Raw genomic sequence first — 18,276 nt, 5'->3', positions numbered from 1 at the left:
GGCACCGCGCCGCGCCGCGCCTCGCTGGCCTGGCGTCAGCGGGGTCAGGACCGCGTCTTCGGCCGTCGGACGGCGGTGACCACGGCGAGGACGCTGCCCCCGACGAGGAACAGCAGGCCGAGGAGCAGTGGGCCGTACTGGATCGCGTCGTAGTAGAAGCGCGGGTGGATCGGGGCCAGGCCTGTCGGTCAGCCGACCGGCCGCGCGGGTCAGCAGACCCGGTGCATCCAGCCGAAGGTGTCCTCGGTGCGGCCGAACTGCATCCCGACGAGGGCGTCGCGGATCCGCATGGTCAGCTCGGTGCTGGCCGGCGCGGCGGTCACCCCGCGCGGGGAGCGCAGCTCGCCGACGGGCGTGACGACGGCGGCGGTGCCGCACGCGAAGATCTCCGTGATCTCGCCCGAGACGACGCCGTCGCGCCACTCGTCGATGGAGAACTTGCGCTCCTCCACGGAGTGGCCGAGCTTGCCCGCCAGCTCGATGATCGAGGCGCGCGTGATGCCCTCGAGGATGGTGCCGGTCTCGGGGGTGACGATGTGGCCGTCGGCGTGGACGAAGAAGAGATTCATCCCGCCGAGCTCCTCGATGTAGCGGAACTCCTGGTCGTCGAGGAAGACGACCTGGTCGCAGCCCTCCTCGATCGCCTCGCGCTGCGCGGCCAGGGACGCGGCATAGTTGCCGCCGGTCTTGGCCGCGCCCATGCCGCCGCGACCGGCGCGGGTGAAGGTCTCCGACAGCCACAGGTTGACCGGCTTGATGCCGCCCTTGAAGTAGGCACCGGCCGGCGAGGCGATCACCATGAACGTGACGTGCTGGGCAGGGCGCACGCCGAGGAACTTCTCGGAGGCGAACATGAAGGGTCGCAGGTAGAGCGACTTCTCGCCCTCCCCGCCGGCCGAGTTGTCCGGCACCCAGCGCTGGTCCACCTCGACGAGCGCGTCGACGCACGCGACGAACTCGTCGACCGGGAGCTCCGGGAAGGCCAGGCGGGCGCTCGAGCGCACCATCCGCGCGGCGTTCTGCTCGGGCCGGAAGGTCCAGATCGAGCCGTCGTCGTGGCGGTAGGCCTTCATCCCCTCGAAGGTCTCCTGCGCGTAGTGCAGCACCGCCGTCGCGGGGTCGAGGGTCAGCGGGCCGTAGGGGGTGACGCGCGCGTCGTGCCACCCGTCCTGGGGCGTCCACTCGTAGGTGAGCATGTGGTCGGTGAAGTGCTGCCCGAACCCGGGGTTCGCGAGGATCTCGGCGAGCCGGGCGTCGTCGACCGGAGCGGGGTTGGCGGTGGCGCTGATCTGCATGGGGTCAACCTATCCAAGAGGGGTGGGGCGCGGTCGACCGACGTGGCGGCTCTGAGCGAGCTCAGAGGCGGGCGGCGATCGCGTCGCCGACCTCGCTCGTGGCGCGGCTCGTGCCCGGTGCGCGCTCGCTGAGGTCGGCCAGCACGGCGGCCTCGATCGAGGCAGCCGCCTCGGCGTGGCCGAGGTGGTCGAGCAGGAGCGCGCCGGAGAGGATCGCGGCCGTCGGGTCGGCCAGCTGACGGCCGGCGATGTCGGGGGCCGAGCCGTGCACGGGCTCGAACATGGAGGGGGTCGTCCGGTCGGGGTTCACGTTGCCGGAGGCGGCCAGACCGATGCCGCCGGTGATGGCGGCGGCGAGGTCGGTGACGATGTCGCCGAAGAGGTTGTCGGTGACGATCACGTCGAAGCGGGCCGGGTCGGTGGCCATGAAGATCATGGCGGCGTCGATGTGGATGTAGTCGGTGGTGACGTCGGGGTACTCCGCGCCCACGGACTCGAAGAGCCGCCACCACAGGGATCCGGCGTTGACCAGGACGTTGGTCTTGTGGACCAGGGTCAGCTTCTTTCGCGGCCGCTTCTGTGCCCGCGCGTAGGCGTCGCGGATCACGCGCTCGACGCCGTACGCGGTGTTGACCGAGACCTCGGTGGCGATCTCGGCGGGGGTGCCGACGCGGAGGGCACCGCCGTTGCCCGTGTAGGGGCCTTCGGTGCCTTCGCGTACGACGACGAAGTCGATGTCCCCGCGCTCGAGGACGTGGTCGGCCAGGGGTGAGGCCGTGCCGGGGAAGAGCCGCGACGGACGCAGGTTGACGTAGTGGTCGAGCTCGAAGCGCAGCCGCAGCAGCAGCCCGCGCTCGAGGATGCCGGGCGGCAGGTTGGGGTCGTTGGGCTTGCCTCCGACGGCTCCCAGCAGGATCGCGTCGTGCTCGCGGATCTCCGCGAGGACCGAGTCGGGCAGCACCTCACCGGTCGCGAGGTAGCGCTCGGCGCCGAGGTCGTAGCGCGTCGACTCGAACTTCACCGGCGAGGCGATCTCGAGGACCTTGAGGGCCTCGGCGGTCACCTCCGGGCCGATGCCGTCGCCGGGGATGACGGCGAGGGTCGGGCTCGAGGTGCGGCTCACGTCGGGCGAGGTCTGCTGGGTGTCGGGCATGCCGCGAATCTAGTTGTCGTCGGGACGCAGGCTGCCGTTGTCTCGCAGGTCAAGAGCCGACTGCAGGGCGGCGGCGGTGTTCTCCGCGCTGCGGGGGTTCTCGGGGTCGTGGGCCGCGGGGCCCCATGAGTCGGGATACAGGTCGTACATGGGTCTCACTCCTGGTTGCACTGCTGAGGAAGTGAGTCCGAAGCCACCGACACCGCGGCGGGTGAGGGAGCGGGAGTGCGGGGATCGCCCGGGGCCCGACTGCCGGCCAGCGCTGCGTTCGTGGAAAACCAGGATGCGGATCGCGCGCCCTGAGGCTGGACCCGCCGCAGAGGCGGCGGCTTCGAACTCGACTGAGTCGATTCGAAAGGCCGGGCGGCGGACCTCGTCAACGCCGAACACCGCGACGAGGTGGCCTTTCGTCAGGCCCCGCCGCGGCGATCGATAAGTACGAAGACGCTCCGCATGGTGCGCTGACTGTACGACCGCTCACCGGGCGCGTGCATCCGGATTCCGAAATGTGTCAGATCGTGAGACGTCGGACCGGGAGCTGGGATTCGCCGGGAGGGATGACACACTCGCGATCTCATGTCTGCGCCTCCCGAACTGCCCTACGTCGTCTCCCGTGCCTTCGACGTGTGCCGCCAGGCGGGCTACGTCGCCTTCTGCCGCAACGAGACCGGCCGCCTGCTGGCGACCCTCGCGGCGACCCGCGGAGGCACGATGGCCGAGTTCGGCACCGGCTGTGGCGTCGGCACCGCCTGGCTGCGCAGCGGCGTACGCAACGGCGCCCACATCCTGACCGCGGAGCTCGACGAGTCCCTGGCCGGCGCCGCCGCGAAGATCTTCGAGGACGACGCCAAGGTCGAGGTGCTGGCCGCCGACTGGAACGTGCTGCGCGACCGCGGGCCGTTCTCGCTGCTCTTCCTCGACTCCGGCACCCCCTCGGAGGTCGGCGTCGACACGATCATCGACCTCGTCGAGCCCGGCGGCATCGTCGTGCTCGACGACTTCGCACCGTGCGAGTCGTGGCCGCCGATCACCTACGGGCGCGTCGACACCCTGCGCGAGCAGTGGCTCACCGACGAGCGGTTCACCGCGGTCGAGGTGATGGTGGCCGCCGACGCCTCGGCCGTCATCGCGACCCGCCGCTGACGGTTCCACGGTCGGCCGCGGCCGGCTGAGCGAGTCCTCACCTCGTCGCGATCGGATCGCCGCCCACCCCTGCGGGTGGGCCGCGGGCGGCTTGTCAATACCAAAGGGACCAGTTTTTACCGAACGCCGGAAATCTTTACCGTCCTGTTCCATCCTGTGCGTGCACCCAGTGCCGGGCGCCCCGAGGGGGACCTGCCCGATCGTCAGCACATCTCGGTTGGAGAAAACGCACCCATGAAGAAGCCGTCCAGTCGCGCCCAGAAGATCATGGTCGCGGCGACCACGCCCGTCGCCGTCATCGCCGCCGGCGCCCTCGTCTACCAGGCGTCGTACGCCGCCTTCACCGGCCAGACCCGCAACTCGGGCAACGAGTGGTCGACCGGCTCGGTCCGGCTGACCGACGACGACAACGGCCAAGCCAGGTTCCGGGTCGCCAACATGCTCCCCGGCGACAGCGAGACCAAGTGCATCAAGGTGACCGCAGACGCGAGCGTGCCCAGCACGGTCAAGGGCTTCACCATCAATCCGGTCACCTCGGTCCAGGGCCTGGAGAACCGGCTCCTGATCACCATCGTCGCCGGCAACGGCGGCACCTTCGCCGACTGCACCGGCTTCACCGCCCTGGCTGACGCCAACAACGGCGTGATCGTCTCCGATGCGCCGCTCTCCATGGTCTCGCAGAAGAACACCTTCGAGACCGCCCTCGGCGGGTGGGACGTCCCCGCCGGCGTGAGCAACCGGACCTACCAGATCACCTGGGAGTTCGACACCACCGGGATGAGCCAGGCCCAGATCGACCAGCTGCAGGGTGCCAAGACCGGCGTCGACATCCAGTGGGAGATGCGGACCACCGAGTCCTGAGCTCGCCGGCCGCCCTGGTCCCAGCGACACCCCACCTCTCGGAGCACACGTGCACATGTCCCACGACGGCGCTGCAGCCGGGTCCGGATGGACCCGGCTGCTCGTCGTGCTCGCCTGCCGCGCCTACCGGGCGCTGCTGCTCACGCTCGTGGCGATCGCGGCGGCACCTCTCGTGACGGGCTGGGGCTCCTACGTCGTGGCCTCCGACTCGATGCGACCCTCGATCTCGGTGGGCGACGTCGTCCTGGCCCGGCCCACCGCGGCCGACCACCGGGTGCACGTGGGCCGCGTCTACGTCTTCGACGACCCCACTCGTCCTGAGCGGCTGCTCGTCCACCGCGTCGTCGAGAAGCGCGACGACGGCGACTACACCACCGCGGGGGACGCCAACAGCGTCACCGACATCACGCCCCTGAAGACCTCAGGCATTCGCGCCCAAGCGGTCCTGCTCGTCCCCTATGTGGGGTTGCCCGTGCACTGGGCCCGCACTCGGGACAGGGTGCCGCTGCTCGCCTGGCTGGCCCTCAGCATCGCCGCGTTCCTGCTGGCCGGGATGCGGCTCGACTCCCACGGTCCCTCCCGCCCCCGCCGCGCCAAGGTGGCCGTGGCGACCGCAGTGGCCGTGGGTGCCGCCGCTGCCGGCACGAGTGGCGCGGCAGGCGCAACCTTCACCGACCGGACCACCAACTCCGGCAACGAGTGGACCGTCGGAACATGGACGCAGCCCTACGTCGGCGCAGTGCTGACCGACCGGCCCTTCGGCCTGTGGCTGCTCGACGAGACCGGCGGTACGAAGTACGCCACCGACCGCTCGGGCAACAACCGCACCGGGGAGTACCTCGGCTCGCTCACGCTCGGAGCTCAGGGTGGCCTGCCCAACAACCCCGGCACGGCCCTGGACAACACGAGCGGCCGCGTCATCCTGGGCCCTCAGCCGGTGACCGCTCCCTCCGCCTACTCGGTCGAGCTGTGGTTCCGCACCACCGCCACCACGCAGAGCTACCTCGCCGGCTTCGAGGACGACCGCGACACCGGATACTCCTCGTTCGGCGCGGATGCCGACCGGGTCGTCACGATGGAGGCGTCGGGGAGGCTGACGTTCGGGCTCTGGCCCAAGCGCAGCCAGACGATCACCACCACCCGCGCGTTCAACGACGGAGCCTGGCACCACCTCGTCGTCACCAGCACGGCCAACCGGTCGAGCACGATCTACGTCGACGGTGTCGCGGCCGTCAGCGGCGCCACGTCCGTGGTGCAGAACTTCCCCGGGTACTGGCGGGTCGGCCAGGGCAGCATCGGGCTGTTCCACACCCCCGCCTTCACCGGTGACCTCGACAACGTCGCGATCTACCACTCCACGCTCTCAGCGAGCCGGGTCGCCGCCCACTGGGCTGCTCGGTAGCTCGACGGTGAACCACGGCAGCATCAGCTGCGTCAGCGGCCCGATCGCCAGCGCGTAGGCCACGGTGCCGATGCCCAGCACGCCGCCGAGCAGCAGGCCGATCACCACGACTCCGACCTCGAGGCCCGTGCGGACCAGCCGCAGGGAGAGCCCGGTCCGCCGAGCCAGGCCGGTCATCAGTCCGTCGCGTGGCCCCCGGCCCAGCTGGGCACCGATGTAGAGGGCGCTGGCGAAGCCGCACAGTGCGACACCGCCGACCATCAGGGCGATCCGCGCCGTGAGCGCGTCGGGCCGGTCCAGCACGGCCAAGGTCGCGTCGGCGGAGAGGCCCACGACGACGGCGTTGCTGATCGTGCCGAGCCCGGGCATCTCCCGCAGAGGGATCCACAGCACCAGCACGACGAAGCTGAAGAGCACGACCGCCTGCCCCAGGGTCATCGGCACGTGCCGGATGAAGCCGGAGTGCAGCACGTCCCACGGCGCCAGCCCGAGCGCGCCCCGCACCATCAGCGCCAGCGAGACGCCGTAGAGCACGAGGCCGAGGTAGAGCTGGGGCAGCCGCCGGGCCAGCTTGCCGGCGCGCAGCTGGGCGATGGGGCCGAGGTCGACGAGACCGCGGGGGGCGTGGACGGTGCCGGGGAGATCGAGGGGTGTCGTGCTCATGTGACCATGGTGCGTGCGATTGGCCTTGCCCAACATAGCCAATCGTGGAACAGTGGCCTGCATGGCTCCTGTCGTCAGTGCCCAGCGCGTAGCCACTCTCGTGGGGGACTTCCCGCGCTCCCCCGCCTACCTCGGCCTGGCCGAGAGCCTGCGCGTGCTGATCGGCGACGGTCGCATCGGCCTGGGGGTGCGGTTGCCGAGCGAGCGCGAGCTCACCGGTGCCCTCGACGTGTCGCGCACGACGGTGACCCGGGCCTACGAGCTGCTGCGCGAGTCGGGCTACGCCGAGGCGCGCCGGGGGTCGGGGACGTACACGAAGGTCCCCGGCGGGCACCGCCGCGCCCACGACCGCGCCCTCATGCCGGGCACCGGCGGCGAGGACGTCATCGACCTCAACTGCGCGGCACACTCCGCCCCGCCCGGGCTCGTGGAGGCCTACCAGCGCGCGACGGAGGAGCTGCCCGCCTATCTCAGCGGCCCGGGCTACTTCCCGTTGGGGGTCCCCGTGCTGCAGGCGCGGATCGCGGAGTCGTACGCCGCCCGCGGGCTGCCGACGCTCCCCGAGCAGGTCATGGTCACCGCCGGTGCGCTCGCCGCCGCGTCGGTGGTGGCCCAGGCCTTCACCGCGCCGGGCGACCGCGTGGTGGTCGAGTCGCCGACCTACCCCAACGCGACGCAGGCCGTGAAGCATGCGGGCGCCCGGCTGGTCCCCGCGACCGTCGACCCCGACGGCTGGGACCTCGACGCGCTTGGCGCCACCCTCCGGCAGTCCTCGCCGCGACTTGCCTACCTCATCCCCGACTTCCAGAACCCGACCGGACACCTGATGTCGGAGGCCCAGCGCGAGGAGCTCGCCGACGCACTGGCCCGCACACGCACGGTCGCGGTCGCCGACGAGGCCCACCAGGCGCTGGCGCTGCGGCCCGGCCTGGCGGCCGAGATGCCGCCGCCGCTGGCGGCGTACGCCCACGACGCGATCACGATCGGCAGCGCCAGCAAGGCCTACTGGGGTGGGCTGCGGCTGGGCTGGGTGCGCGCTCCCCTGGCCCAGATGGACCGTCTGATCCATGCCCGGATCGGGCTCGACCTCGGTGCCCCGGTCCTCGAGCAGCTCGTGCTGGCGGACCTGATGGACCGCGACGAGGTGCTGCCGCTCCACCGGGAGCGACTGCTGACGGGCCGCGATGCCCTCGTGGACGCCGTGCGCGAGCACCTGCCGCAGTGGCGGTTCGGGGTGCCCGACGGCGGGCTGGCGCTGTGGTGCGAGCTGCCCGAGGCCCTCGGCACGGCCACCAGTGCGGAGGCAGAGCGCCGCGGCGTGGTGGTCGCACCCGGGCCGGTCTTCGCCGTGGAGGGTGGGCTCGACCGCTTCGTCCGGATCCCGTGGACCGCCTCGCCCGAGACCCTCGCCGAGGCCGTACGCCGCCTCGCCGCCGCATGGGAGCACGTGTCCTCACACGCGGCCCGGCCGGCGACGCAGAGCGCCGCCGGCCGGGTGATGGTCGCCTAGAAGCGACTCGTCAGGACAGGTCGACGGCGCGCACCGAGGAGGCCTTCATCGCCGTCTCGATCTCGGCCAGCGTGTCGGCCGGGATGGCCGAGTCCACGCTCAGCGCGACCAGGGCCGCGCCGCCCTTGTCGTGGCGCGAGACCTGCATGCCCGCGATGTTGACCGCCGCGTCGCCCAGGATCCGGCCCACGGTGCCGACCATGCCGGGCCGGTCCTCGTAGGTGAGGAAGGCCAGGTGGGTGGTGGGCTCGATGTCGACGTCGAAGCCGTTGACCTCGACCAGGCGCTCCTTCTGGGCGATGCCCACCAGGGTGCCGGACACCGACACCTGGGTGCTGTCGGCCAGGGTGCCGCGGATGGTGATCAGGTTGCGGTGGTCGGGGCTCTCGGCGTCGGTCACCAGGCGCACCTCGGTGCCTCGCTCGGCCGCGAGGAGCGGCGCGTTCACGTAGGAGACCTGATCCTCGACGATGTCGGCGAAGACGCCCTTGAGCGCCGCCAGCTCGAGCACCTTGACGTCGTACTCGGTGATCTCGCCGCGCACCTCGACGTCGAGCTGCTGGGCGACCTCTCCTGCGAGGGCGGTGAAGACCCGGCCGAGCTTCTCGGTCAGCGGGATGCCGGGACGTACGTCCTCGGCGATGACTCCGCCCTGGACGTTGACCGCGTCGGGCACGAGCTCGCCGCTCAAAGCGAGCCGGACCGACCTGGCCACCGCGATGCCGGCCTTCTCCTGGGCCTCGTCGGTGGAGGCGCCGAGGTGGGGCGTGGCGACGACGTTCTCGAGCTCGAACAGCGGGCTGTCGGTGCAGGGCTCGCTGGCGAACACGTCGAGACCGGCGGCAGCGATCTGGCCGGTCTTGAGGGCGTCGTAGAGGGCGGCCTCGTCGACGATGCCACCACGCGCCGCGTTGACGAGCACGAGGCTCTGCTTGGCCGCGGCGAGCTGGTCGGCCCCGATCAACCCGACGGTCTCGGGGGTCTTGGGCAGGTGCACGCTCATGAAGTCGGACTCCGCGAGCAGGGTGTCGAGGTCGACGAGGCGGACACCCATCTGGGCGGCGCGGCCGGCCTGGACGTAGGGGTCGTAGGCGATGACCTTCATGCCGAAGGCGCTGAGCCGCTGGGCGACGAGCACGCCGATGCGGCCGAGGCCGACGATGCCGACGGTCTTCTCGTAGAGCTCGATGCCGGTGTACTTCGAACGCTTCCACTCGCCGCCCCGCAGCGCGGCGTGGGCCGGGCTGATGTGGCGGGCCGCGGCCAGCATGAGCGCGACCGCGAGCTCGGCGGCGCTGACGATGTTGGAGGTGGGCGCGTTGACGACCATGACGCCGGCCTGGGTCGCGGCCTTCACGTCGACGTTGTCGAGGCCGACTCCGGCGCGGGCGACGACCTTGAGGCGGTTGGCGGCAGCGAGGGCCTCGGCGTCGACCTTGGTCGCCGAGCGGACCAGGATCGCGTCGACGTCGGCGATCGCGGGGATCAGCTCGGCGCGGTCGGCGCCGTTGCAGGTGCGGATCTCGAAGTCCGGGCCGAGAGCCTCGATGGTGGCAGGGCTGAGCTCTTCGGCGATGAGTACGACTGGCTTGGCGGGTGCGCTCACAGCGGGTCCTCGCGGAGGTCAAGGGTGTGTCCGGGACTGCACGACGCTGTGCGCGGTTCACTGTACCCGCGACACGCGAAGCCTCCGAACCCGTCCCACGGTCTGTTCCGCGGCGGCTCCTAGGATGACCCGATGGGCGCCATGGACGACGCGGAGCGGGTCGAGCCGAGCACGGTCGAGGAGTGGCGCGCGTGGCTGCGCGAGCACCACCGGCAGCCGCAGGGCGTGTGGCTGGTCAACATGCGGCGTGCCGCCGACCAGGCCTTCTCCTACGAGGACTCCGTGCTGGAGGCGCTGCGCTACGGCTGGGTCGACTCCACGGTCAAGGGTGTCGACGAGGACCGCTCGATGATGTGGTTCGCCCCGCGCCGCAAGGGCAGTGTCTGGACCCGCATCAACAAGGGCCGGATCTCGCGACTCGAGGAGGCCGGCCTGATGGAGCCCGCCGGTGCGGCGGCGGTCGCAACGGCCAAGGAGACGGGTGCCTGGACGCTCATGGACCCGGTCGAGGACCGGGTCGTGCCCGACGACCTGGCCGCGGCCTTCGACCTCCACCCGGGCTCGCGGGAGCACTGGGAGTCGTGGTCGCCCTCCGCGCAGAAGCTGATCCTGACCTGGATCGTCCTGGCCAAGAAGCCCGAGACCCGGGCCGCGCGGGTCGCGACGACTGCGGAGAAGGCGGCGCGCGGCGAGACGTCTCGGTAGCCCCGGGTCTCGCGACAGGACTTCGTCCTTCCTCGACCAGCGAGGACGTCAGATGGCGCAGCCGTCGGGGCCGCACTCCTGTCCACCGTCGCTGCCGGCCGCGAGCACCTCGATCCTGGGGTGCGCCTCGGACCACGCACGCTCGAGCACCTGGGTGAAGACCTCCGTCGGCTGCGCGCCGGAGACGCCGTACTTCTCGTCGATCACGAAGAACGGGACACCGCTGGCGCCGTACGCCTGTGCCTGCTCGATGTCGGCGTGCACCGCGGCGGTGAACTCGGTGCCGGCCAGGACCTCGTCGACGCGGCTGGCGTCGACACCTGCGGCGACGGCGACCTCACGCAGGACCTCGTGGTCGGCCACGTTGCGCGCCTCGGTGAAGTACGCCTTCAGCAAGGCCTCCTTCACCCGACCCTGCAGCTCGTTGCCGCCCTGTTCGTGGGCGAGGTGGATCAGGCGGTGCGCGTCGACGGTGTTGAGGTGCAGGGTCTCGGAGAGGCGGTAGATCAGGCCCTCCTCGGCCGCGACGGCCTCCACCCGGTCCTGCATCTGCTTCGCCCCGGCGGGCGACTGGCCGTACTTGCGTGCCAGCATCGTGGTGGTGTCCTCGGTCGGCTCGGTCGGGGCACCGGGGTCGAGCTGGTAGGAACGCCAGTGCACCTCCACCTCTTCGGCGTGGCCGAACTCGGCCAGCGCGTTCTCGATGCGGCGCTTTCCGATGTAGCACCAGGGACAGACGACGTCGGACCAGATCTCGATCTTCACGACCGGCCCAACACCGGGGCTGACCTGCGTGTTCCCGTCCGTCCTTGCGCTTGAGTCTCCCAGAGACTCAACGGCGAGTCCCGGGCGTGTCGCGGACTCAGGCGTCGGACTCCTGGCGGCGCACGGTGCCCCGCCTGGCGACGTACGTGACGGCGAAGCCGAGCACGAGGGCGAGGAGGACGCCGAGGTTGGCGTAGGCCCACGAGCCGTCCCAGTAGGGCGCGACCGGGTCGTCGACGTAGGTCCCGAGGCCGAACGGGTGGAGGAGGAAGCCCTGCCAGTTGTTCCAGGCCGCGTCGGCGGCGAAGTTGTTGACGACCAGGCCCCAGCCCACGACCGAGGCGCCGACCATCGTGGCGATCGAGGTCCAGTCGAACGCGCCGTAGCGCCCGCTGGGGTCGAACAGCGCGTCCTCGTCGTAGTCACGCCGACGCAGCGCGATGTCCGCGATCATGATCCCGGCCCACGCGGCGAGGGGTACGCCGAGGGTGATGAGGAAGCTCTGGAACGGGCCGAGGAAGTCCTCGGCGAAGAAGACCACCCAGACGGTGCCCAGCGTCAGGATCACGCCGTCGACGAAGGCTGCGGCGGGTCGCGGGATGCGTACGCCGAGGGACAGCAGCGTCAGCCCCGAGGAGTAGATGCCGAGCACGGCTCCGCTCACCAGCGCGAGGATGGCGGCCAGCAGGAACGGGACCAGGAACCAGGTCGGCAGCAGCGTGCCGAGGGTGCCGATGGGGTCGGCCACGATCCCTGCGGACAGCTCCTGCGAGGAGCCGGCCAGCAGCAGGCCGAAGACCACCAGCAGGGCGGGCGCGACCGCCCCGCCGAAGGTGTTCCAGCCGACGATGGCCGAGCCCTTGGCGTCGCGGTGCTGGTAGCGCGACCAGTCGGCGGCGATGTTGATCCAGCCCAGGCCGAAGCCCGTCATCACCATCACGAGGGCGCCCACCATCTGCTGGGCGCTGCCGTCGGGGATCGCGCTCACCGACGACCAGTCGATCTCGTCGAGGGTGAGAGCGACGTAGACGACGGTCGCGATGCCCGTGATCCACGTCAGGACCGACTGCATCCGCATGATGACGTGGTAGCCGGCGACGCTCGCCGAGACGATCAGCAGCGCAACCACGAGGGTCGCGACGACCTTGGTGGTCGTACCTCCCGACCAGCCGAGCTGGTCGAAGATCGTGGACGTCGCGAGGACGGCCAGGATCGCGAGGAACGTCTCCCAGCCGATCGAGACCAACCACGAGATCACGCCGGGCACCTTCTGCCCGTCGACCCCGAAGGCCGCACGGCTGAGGATCATGGTCGGTGCCGAGCCTCGCTTGCCCGCGATGGCGATGATCCCGCACAGCGCGAACGAGACCACGACGCCCACGACCGTCACCACCAGCGCCTGGCGGAACGAGATCCCGAAGCCCAGCACGAACGAGGCGTAGCTGATGCCGAAGACCGACACGTTGGCCGCGAACCACGGCCAGAACAGGTCCCGGGGCCGGGCGGTGCGCTCGGACTCCTCGATGATCTCGATGCCCGTGGTCTCGACTCCGAGCCGGCGGGTCTGCTCGCGGCGCGAGGTCGAGGTCGATGTCTCACTCATGACCGCATCGTCGCGCACGGCCGGGTCGGGAGGAAGCACCGGGTAGCTGGCCTGCACGCGCGAACGGCGCGCCGGTCAGGAGACTCGTCCTGTCCAGCGCGCCGTACGTCGTCCGCGCGTGGGCTCGGTCAGCGAGCGGCGGTGCCCTCGACGTAGTCGGTGTCGTGGGACTTCACCCAGGCCATCAGCTTGCGGAGCTCACGGCCGGTCTGCTCGATGGGGTGGGTCTCCCCCTTCTTGCGGAACTCGGTGAACTCCGGGGAGCCGTTGTCCATGTCGGTGATGAAGCGCTCGGCGAACGCGCCGCTCTTGATGTCGGCGAGCACGTCCTCCATGTTCTTCTTCACGTCCGGCGTGATGACCCGGGGACCGGAGACGTAGTCGCCGAACTCGGCGGTGTCGGAGACCGACCAGCGCTGCTTGGCGATGCCGCCCTCGTACATCAGGTCGACGATCAGCTTGAGCTCGTGGAGGCACTCGAAGTAGGCCACCTCGGGCTGGTAGCCGGCCTCGGTGAGGACCTCGAAGCCGTACATCACCAGCTGCGAGGCACCGCCGCAGAGCACGGCCTGCTCGCCGAACAGGTCGGTCTCGGTCTCCTCGGTGAAGGTGGTCTTGATGCCGCCGGCACGCAGGCCGCCGATCGCCTTGGCGTAGGAGAGGGCGAGGTCCCAGGCCTTGCCGGACTCGTCCTTCTCCACCGCGACCAGGACCGGGACGCCGCGGCCGTCGACGTACTCACGACGCACGAGGTGGCCGGGACCCTTGGGGGCGACCATGAAGACATCGACGCCGTCGGGCGGGGTGATGTAGCCGAAGCGGATGTTGAACCCGTGGCCGAACACCAGGGTGTCGCCCGGGGTGAGCGCCGGCTCGATCTCCTCGGCGTAGAGCGTGCGCTGGTGCTGGTCGGGGGCGAGGATCACGATCAGGTCGGACTCCTCCGCCGCCTCGCGGGGGGTGAGGACGCGCAGGCCCTCGGCCTCGGCCTTGTCGCGGCTCTTCGAGCCCGGCTGCAGGCCGATCCGGACGTCGACGCCGGAGTCGCGCAGCGACAGCGCGTGGGCGTGGCCCTGGCTGCCATAGCCGATCACGGCGACGTTCTTGCCCTGGATCAGGCTCAGGTCGGCGTCGTCGTCGTAGAACATCTCAGCCACTGGGGGCTCTCCTTCGTGTGGGGTGCTTCTCGGGGTTCGGGAACGGATCAGGGTTCAGGTCAGATGGCCATGGGTGGGGCGGGTACGGCGACGGGGCGCTGCGGGCGCTCGCTGATGGACCGCGAGCCGCGACCGATCGCGACCATGCCCGACTGCACGAGCTCGCGGATGCCGAAGGGCTCGAGCACGCGGAGCAGGTCGGCGAGCTTGTCGGAGTTGCCGACGGCCTGGACGGTGACCGCCTCGGGGGAGACGTCGACCACCTTGGCCCGGAACAGCTGTACGGCGTCGAGCACCGCGCCGCGGGAGGTCGCGTCCGCGCGGACCTTGACCAGCAGGAGCTCGCGGTTGACCGAGCCCGACCCGTCGAGCTCGACGATCTTGATGACCTCGACGAGCTTGTTGAGCTGCTTGGTGACCTGCTCGAGCGGGGACTCCTCGACGTTGACCACGATGGTCATGCGCGAGATCTCGGGGTGCTCGGTCGGACCCACGGCGAGGCTGTCGATGTTGAACCCGCGCCGCGAGAACAGGCCCGCGATCCGGGCGAGGACGCCTGGCTTGTTCTCGACCAGGACGCTCAATGTGTGCTTGCTCATCAGAGATCATCCTCGTCGAACTCAGGCGCCAGGTCGCGCGCGTACTTGATCTCGTCGTTGCTGGTGCCGGCGGCCACCATCGGCCAGACCATCGCATCGCGGTGGACGCGGAAGTCGACGACGACCGGCCGGTCGTCGATCGCCATCGCCTTCTCGATCGTGGCGTCGACGTCACCGGGCGACTCGCAGGCCAGGCCCACGCAGCCGTAGGCCTCGGCGAGCTTGACGAAGTCGGGGATCCGCTTGGAGTGCAGGTCGGTGTTGGAGTAGCGCTCGTTGTAGAAGAGCGTCTGCCACTGCCGCACCATGCCGAGCGACTCGTTGTTGATGATCGCGACCTTGATCGGGATGTCGTTGATCGCGCAGGTGGCGAGCTCCTGGTTGGTCATCTGGAAGCAGCCGTCGCCGTCGATGGCCCAGACCGTGCTGTCCGGCATGCCGACCTTCGCGCCCATCGCGGCGGGCACCGAGAAGCCCATCGTGCCGAGGCCGCCGGAGTTGATCCACGTGTTGGGGTTCTCGTAGCCGACGAAGTGCGCGGCCCACATCTGGTGCTGGCCGACGCCGGCGCAGTAGATCGCCTCGGGGCCGGCGATCGCGCCGAGCCGCTCGAGGACGTACTGCGGGGCGAGCGAGCCGTCGGAAGGCGCGTCGTAGCCGAGCGGGTAGCTCTGCTTCACCCCCGCCAGGAAGGCGACCCACTGCTCGTAGTCGCCGTCGGCGCCCTCGGTCTGCAGGCGGGCCACGAGCTGGGCGATGACCTCCTTGCAGTCACCGACGATCGGCACGTCCGCGTGGCGGTTCTTGCCGATCTCGGCCGGGTCGATGTCGGCGTGGATGACGAGCGCCTGCGGGGCGAACGAGTCGAGGTTGCCGGTGACCCGGTCGTCGAATCGCGCGCCCAGGCTGATGATCAGGTCGCTCTTCTGGAGGCCGGCGACCGCGGCCACCGTGCCGTGCATGCCCGGCATGCCGAGGTGCTGGGGGTGGCTGTCGGGGAACGCGCCGCGTGCCATCAGCGTGGTGACGACCGGGATCCCCGTGAGGGCGGCCAGCTCGGCGAGCTCGCGGGAGGCGCCGGCGCGGATCACGCCGCCGCCGACGTAGAGCACCGGACGGCGGGCGTCCTTGATCAGGCGCACCGCCTCCTTGATCTGCTTGGCGTGCGGCGTGGTCACGGGCCGGTAGCCGGGCAGGTGCAGCTCGGTCGGCCAGGCGAAGGTGGTCTGCGCCTGGAGGGCCGACTTGGCGATGTCGACGAGCACCGGGCCGGGCCGCCCGGTGGAGGCGATGTGGAAGGCCTCCGCGATCGTGCTGGGGATGTCGGCCGGGTCGGTGACGAGGAAGTTGTGCTTGGTGATCGGCATCGTGATGCCGCGGATGTCGGCCTCCTGGAAGGCGTCCGTGCCGATCATCGCGGCGCCGACCTGGCCGGTGACGGCCACGAGGGGCACCGAGTCCATGTGCGCGTCGGCCAGCGGCGTGACGAGGTTGGTCGCACCCGGGCCCGAGGTGGCCATGCAGACGCCCACGCGTCCGGTCGCGGCGGCATACCCCTGGGCCGCGTGGCCCGCGCCCTGCTCGTGCCGGACCAGGATGTGGCGGATCCGCGTGGAGTCCATCAAGGGGTCGTACGCCGGAAGGATCGCCCCGCCGGGGATGCCGAAGATGTCGGTGACGCCGGCCGCTTCCAGAGAAGTCACCAGGCTCTGTGCCCCTGAGACTGCGCCGGTGCCCTGTCCGCCCTGCTCCGTCATGATTCGTCTTTCCGTCTGGTCGTGCTCTGCCCAACAAAAAACCCCTCGGCCCGGTGGGCGACGAGGGGTGACGCGTGTGCCTGCGGCCTGTGACCTCAGCTCACGCGTCGCGTGCGTACAAGAATCTCGGTGCGCATGCGACAACCGTCGTCGCCGGGACGGTCCGACGTCAAGCCAGTGTGACAGGCGTCCCAGTATCTGGAACGCGAGTCCCAGCATGTGGAGCGTGGCCAGCTCCCCGGAGGCGCCCTAGCGGTTGAGCCGGGTGCAGATGCAGGAGCGGTTGCCGTCGGCGTCCGCGACGACCCAGAACGACGGCGCCTCGGCGTCGCTGACCAGGGTGCCACCGGCGTCGAGCACGGCCTGCAGCCGCCGCTCGCCCTCGTCGTGGGGCACCCACACGTCGAGGTGCCAGCGCTGCTCGTGGTCCTGCGGCGGCAGGGGTGCGTCGCCCTCGTCGCCAGGGCCCTGGAACCACAGGCCGGGCACCTGGCCGCTCGGGTCGATGGGCCCACCACCGCCGACCTCGCCGGCGAGGAGTGCGGCGTAGAAGGGACCCAGGCGCTCGGGCGCGGACGTGTCGAGTCCCGGCTCGAGCTCGGTGAGGCCCGAGACGTCGGCCTCAGCCCCGAGCTCGGCGGCGAACCCGCTGATCCGGCGCGCCAGCTCGAGGTCGCGGCTGGTGATGCCGCCGACGTCGTGGCTGGACAGCGTCACGATGACCTCGGGATAGGTCAGGGAGATGTCGGGATGGTGGTCGGCCTCCTCGGCGGCCGCACCGATGCGGTCCACCAGCGCGAGGCCGGTGGCGAAGTCGCCCGTGCGGAACCGGGCACGGATGCCCGTGAGCAGGTGGCGCCAGTCGTCGAGGCCTGGAGCCTCACGGACCTCCGTGGCGGTCAGCTTCTGCTTCGGATCGCTCATGACCTCGACCCTGCCACGGCCGACCGACAGCGGCCACCCCCTGAGAAGCCGGCCCCGACTGCTCAGCCCCGGACTCAGCCCAGGGTCTGGGTGATCTCGTGGGTGTCCCCGTCGACGACCACGCGCGCCAGGGCACCGTTGACCAGGGGCAGGTGCGGCGGCACGTGGCCGATCTCGAGGTCCCACACGATCGGCAGGTCGAGGCGGCCGAGAGCGTCGACGACCGCCTCGCGCTGCGTCATCTGTGGGTGGTCAGGAGCGGTGGTCCGCCCCACCAGCACGGCGGCGGCGCGGTCGAACCAACCGGCGAGGCGCAGGCCGTGCAGGTAGCGGCAGATGTTGACCGCGTGCTCGTCGCACGCCTCGACGTAGACGATGGTGGGCTCGTCCAGCCCCTCGGCCCACGCCCGCACGTCGCCGTACGGCGTGCCGGCAAGGTTGGCGATGGTCTCGATGCACCCGCCGATCAGTCGTCCGGAGACGTCGACCCGGTCCGCATCGGCACCCTCGCCGCCGAGCACCTCCCAGCGTCCCTCCCCCACCTGCGCCCACCGCGTGGCGTGCGGATCGTCCTCGAACCGCACCCAGCCGGCCACCAGGCCGGAGTCGCGCTGCACGACGGGAGCCTCGGCGCCCGCGAGGTCGAGCCAGTGCGCCAGCCCGTCGGGGACGGCGTACGGCGTGTCCGCGAGGTTGTCGCCGTGGAGGGTCGCCCAGCCGAGCCGGGTGGTGATCGGCACGAGGACGGTGGCGAGGTCGGAGAAGCCGACCAGCCACGTGGGCTCGGCCGCGGCCAGGACGTCCCAGTCGACCAGGTCCACGAGGTCGATCGCGGTCTCCCCACCCCACGGCGGGACCACGCAGGCGATCGAGGGATCGGCCAGCATCCGGGTCAGCTCGGCGGCCCGCTGCTCGGCGGGGGCGGAGGTCAGGCCCGAGCCGTCCATGCACTCCCCCACCACGACGTCGTACCCGCGGCCGCGGAGCCACTCGACGCTGAAGTCGATCCGGGTCGCCGCATCACCCGACGCCCCGGCCGACGGCGAGGTGACGCCGATCCGGTCCCCGGGGCGGAGCGGACGTGGGAAGCGCAGCACGGACGAGGTCATGTCACGAGTCTGGCACCCCCGGAT

17 protein-coding genes are annotated in these 18,276 nt (G+C 70.9%); 5 read left to right on the top strand and 12 right to left on the bottom strand.

Features of this window, described 5'->3' with window-relative positions; translation table 11 throughout:
- Positions 1–209: 209 nt before the first annotated feature.
- From J3P44_RS13975 to J3P44_RS13965, 3 genes are all read right to left on the bottom strand, one after another.
- Positions 210–1,295 carry a branched-chain amino acid aminotransferase gene (locus tag J3P44_RS13975; RefSeq protein ID WP_255891044.1) on the bottom strand — a complete coding sequence of 362 codons (1,086 nt, stop codon included), beginning with the start codon at positions 1,293–1,295 and terminating at the stop codon, positions 210–212.
- 61 nt (positions 1,296–1,356) lie between these two features.
- The gene (locus J3P44_RS13970; RefSeq protein WP_255891043.1) at positions 1,357–2,448 is read right to left on the bottom strand and encodes a 3-isopropylmalate dehydrogenase; all 1,092 of its coding nucleotides are present in this window, start codon (positions 2,446–2,448) and stop codon (positions 1,357–1,359) included.
- A 9-nt stretch (positions 2,449–2,457) separates the two neighbouring features.
- The gene (locus J3P44_RS13965) at positions 2,458–2,598 is read right to left on the bottom strand and encodes a hypothetical protein (RefSeq protein ID WP_255891042.1); all 141 of its coding nucleotides are present in this window, start codon (positions 2,596–2,598) and stop codon (positions 2,458–2,460) included.
- Positions 2,599–3,024: 426 nt separating this feature from the next.
- Between J3P44_RS13965 and J3P44_RS13960 the strand changes: the two genes are divergently transcribed.
- The 3 genes from J3P44_RS13960 (at position 3,025) to J3P44_RS13950 (ending at position 5,854) form a co-directional block, all read left to right on the top strand.
- Positions 3,025–3,591, top strand: a complete 567-nt coding sequence (locus J3P44_RS13960) for an O-methyltransferase (protein WP_255891041.1) — start codon at positions 3,025–3,027, stop codon at positions 3,589–3,591.
- 234 nt (positions 3,592–3,825) lie between these two features.
- The gene (locus tag J3P44_RS13955) at positions 3,826–4,452 is read left to right on the top strand and encodes a hypothetical protein (RefSeq protein ID WP_255891040.1); all 627 of its coding nucleotides are present in this window, start codon (positions 3,826–3,828) and stop codon (positions 4,450–4,452) included.
- 55 nt (positions 4,453–4,507) lie between these two features.
- The gene (locus tag J3P44_RS13950; protein WP_255891614.1) at positions 4,508–5,854 is read left to right on the top strand and encodes a signal peptidase I; all 1,347 of its coding nucleotides are present in this window, start codon (positions 4,508–4,510) and stop codon (positions 5,852–5,854) included.
- Here J3P44_RS13950 and yczE read toward each other — a convergent pair.
- On the bottom strand, positions 5,816–6,517 hold the full coding sequence (yczE, locus tag J3P44_RS13945; RefSeq protein ID WP_255891039.1) for a membrane protein YczE: 702 nt from the start codon (positions 6,515–6,517) through the stop codon (positions 5,816–5,818). The two genes, J3P44_RS13950 and yczE, sit on opposite strands and share 39 nt — an antisense overlap.
- A 61-nt stretch (positions 6,518–6,578) precedes the next feature.
- On the opposite strand from yczE, the gene yczR reads away from it, so the two are divergent.
- Positions 6,579–8,027 carry a MocR-like transcription factor YczR gene (gene yczR, locus J3P44_RS13940; protein WP_255891038.1) on the top strand — a complete coding sequence of 483 codons (1,449 nt, stop codon included), beginning with the start codon at positions 6,579–6,581 and terminating at the stop codon, positions 8,025–8,027.
- 10 nt (positions 8,028–8,037) lie between these two features.
- Here the strand turns inward: yczR and serA are convergent, their stop codons facing one another.
- Positions 8,038–9,633 carry a phosphoglycerate dehydrogenase gene (gene serA / locus J3P44_RS13935; protein WP_255891036.1) on the bottom strand — a complete coding sequence of 532 codons (1,596 nt, stop codon included), beginning with the start codon at positions 9,631–9,633 and terminating at the stop codon, positions 8,038–8,040.
- 132 nt (positions 9,634–9,765) lie between these two features.
- On the opposite strand from serA, the gene J3P44_RS13930 reads away from it, so the two are divergent.
- The gene (locus tag J3P44_RS13930) at positions 9,766–10,338 is read left to right on the top strand and encodes a YdeI/OmpD-associated family protein (RefSeq protein ID WP_255891034.1); all 573 of its coding nucleotides are present in this window, start codon (positions 9,766–9,768) and stop codon (positions 10,336–10,338) included.
- A gap of 48 nt (positions 10,339–10,386) precedes the next feature.
- Here the strand turns inward: J3P44_RS13930 and J3P44_RS13925 are convergent, their stop codons facing one another.
- From J3P44_RS13925 to J3P44_RS13895, 7 genes are all read right to left on the bottom strand, one after another.
- The gene (locus J3P44_RS13925; RefSeq protein ID WP_255891033.1) at positions 10,387–11,103 is read right to left on the bottom strand and encodes a DsbA family oxidoreductase; all 717 of its coding nucleotides are present in this window, start codon (positions 11,101–11,103) and stop codon (positions 10,387–10,389) included.
- A 97-nt stretch (positions 11,104–11,200) separates the two neighbouring features.
- Entirely contained in the window at positions 11,201–12,706 is a 1,506-nt protein-coding gene (locus tag J3P44_RS13920) for a purine-cytosine permease family protein (protein ID WP_255891032.1), read from the bottom strand.
- A gap of 128 nt (positions 12,707–12,834) precedes the next feature.
- Positions 12,835–13,863 (bottom strand): ketol-acid reductoisomerase, encoded by a 1,029-nt coding sequence (ilvC, locus tag J3P44_RS13915; RefSeq protein ID WP_308212266.1) that lies wholly within the window; start codon positions 13,861–13,863, stop codon positions 12,835–12,837.
- A gap of 59 nt (positions 13,864–13,922) precedes the next feature.
- Positions 13,923–14,462 (bottom strand): acetolactate synthase small subunit, encoded by a 540-nt coding sequence (ilvN, locus tag J3P44_RS13910; RefSeq protein WP_255891031.1) that lies wholly within the window; start codon positions 14,460–14,462, stop codon positions 13,923–13,925.
- The gene (locus J3P44_RS13905) at positions 14,462–16,219 is read right to left on the bottom strand and encodes an acetolactate synthase large subunit (protein WP_255891030.1); all 1,758 of its coding nucleotides are present in this window, start codon (positions 16,217–16,219) and stop codon (positions 14,462–14,464) included. Before J3P44_RS13905 ends, ilvN begins: the two co-directional genes overlap by 1 nt.
- A 249-nt stretch (positions 16,220–16,468) precedes the next feature.
- Positions 16,469–17,143, bottom strand: coding sequence for a 4a-hydroxytetrahydrobiopterin dehydratase (locus J3P44_RS13900; protein WP_255891029.1), 675 nt, complete (start codon positions 17,141–17,143; stop codon positions 16,469–16,471).
- Positions 17,144–17,217: 74 nt separating this feature from the next.
- A complete protein-coding gene (locus J3P44_RS13895; RefSeq protein WP_255891028.1) occupies positions 17,218–18,252 on the bottom strand; it encodes a S66 family peptidase in 1,035 nt (344 codons plus the stop codon).
- Positions 18,253–18,276: the final 24 nt, after the last annotated feature.

Source organism: Nocardioides astragali, assembly GCF_024436375.1.
Classification (GTDB): domain Bacteria; phylum Actinomycetota; class Actinomycetes; order Propionibacteriales; family Nocardioidaceae; genus Nocardioides; species Nocardioides astragali.
This window is presented reverse-complemented; position numbering and strand designations above follow the sequence as displayed.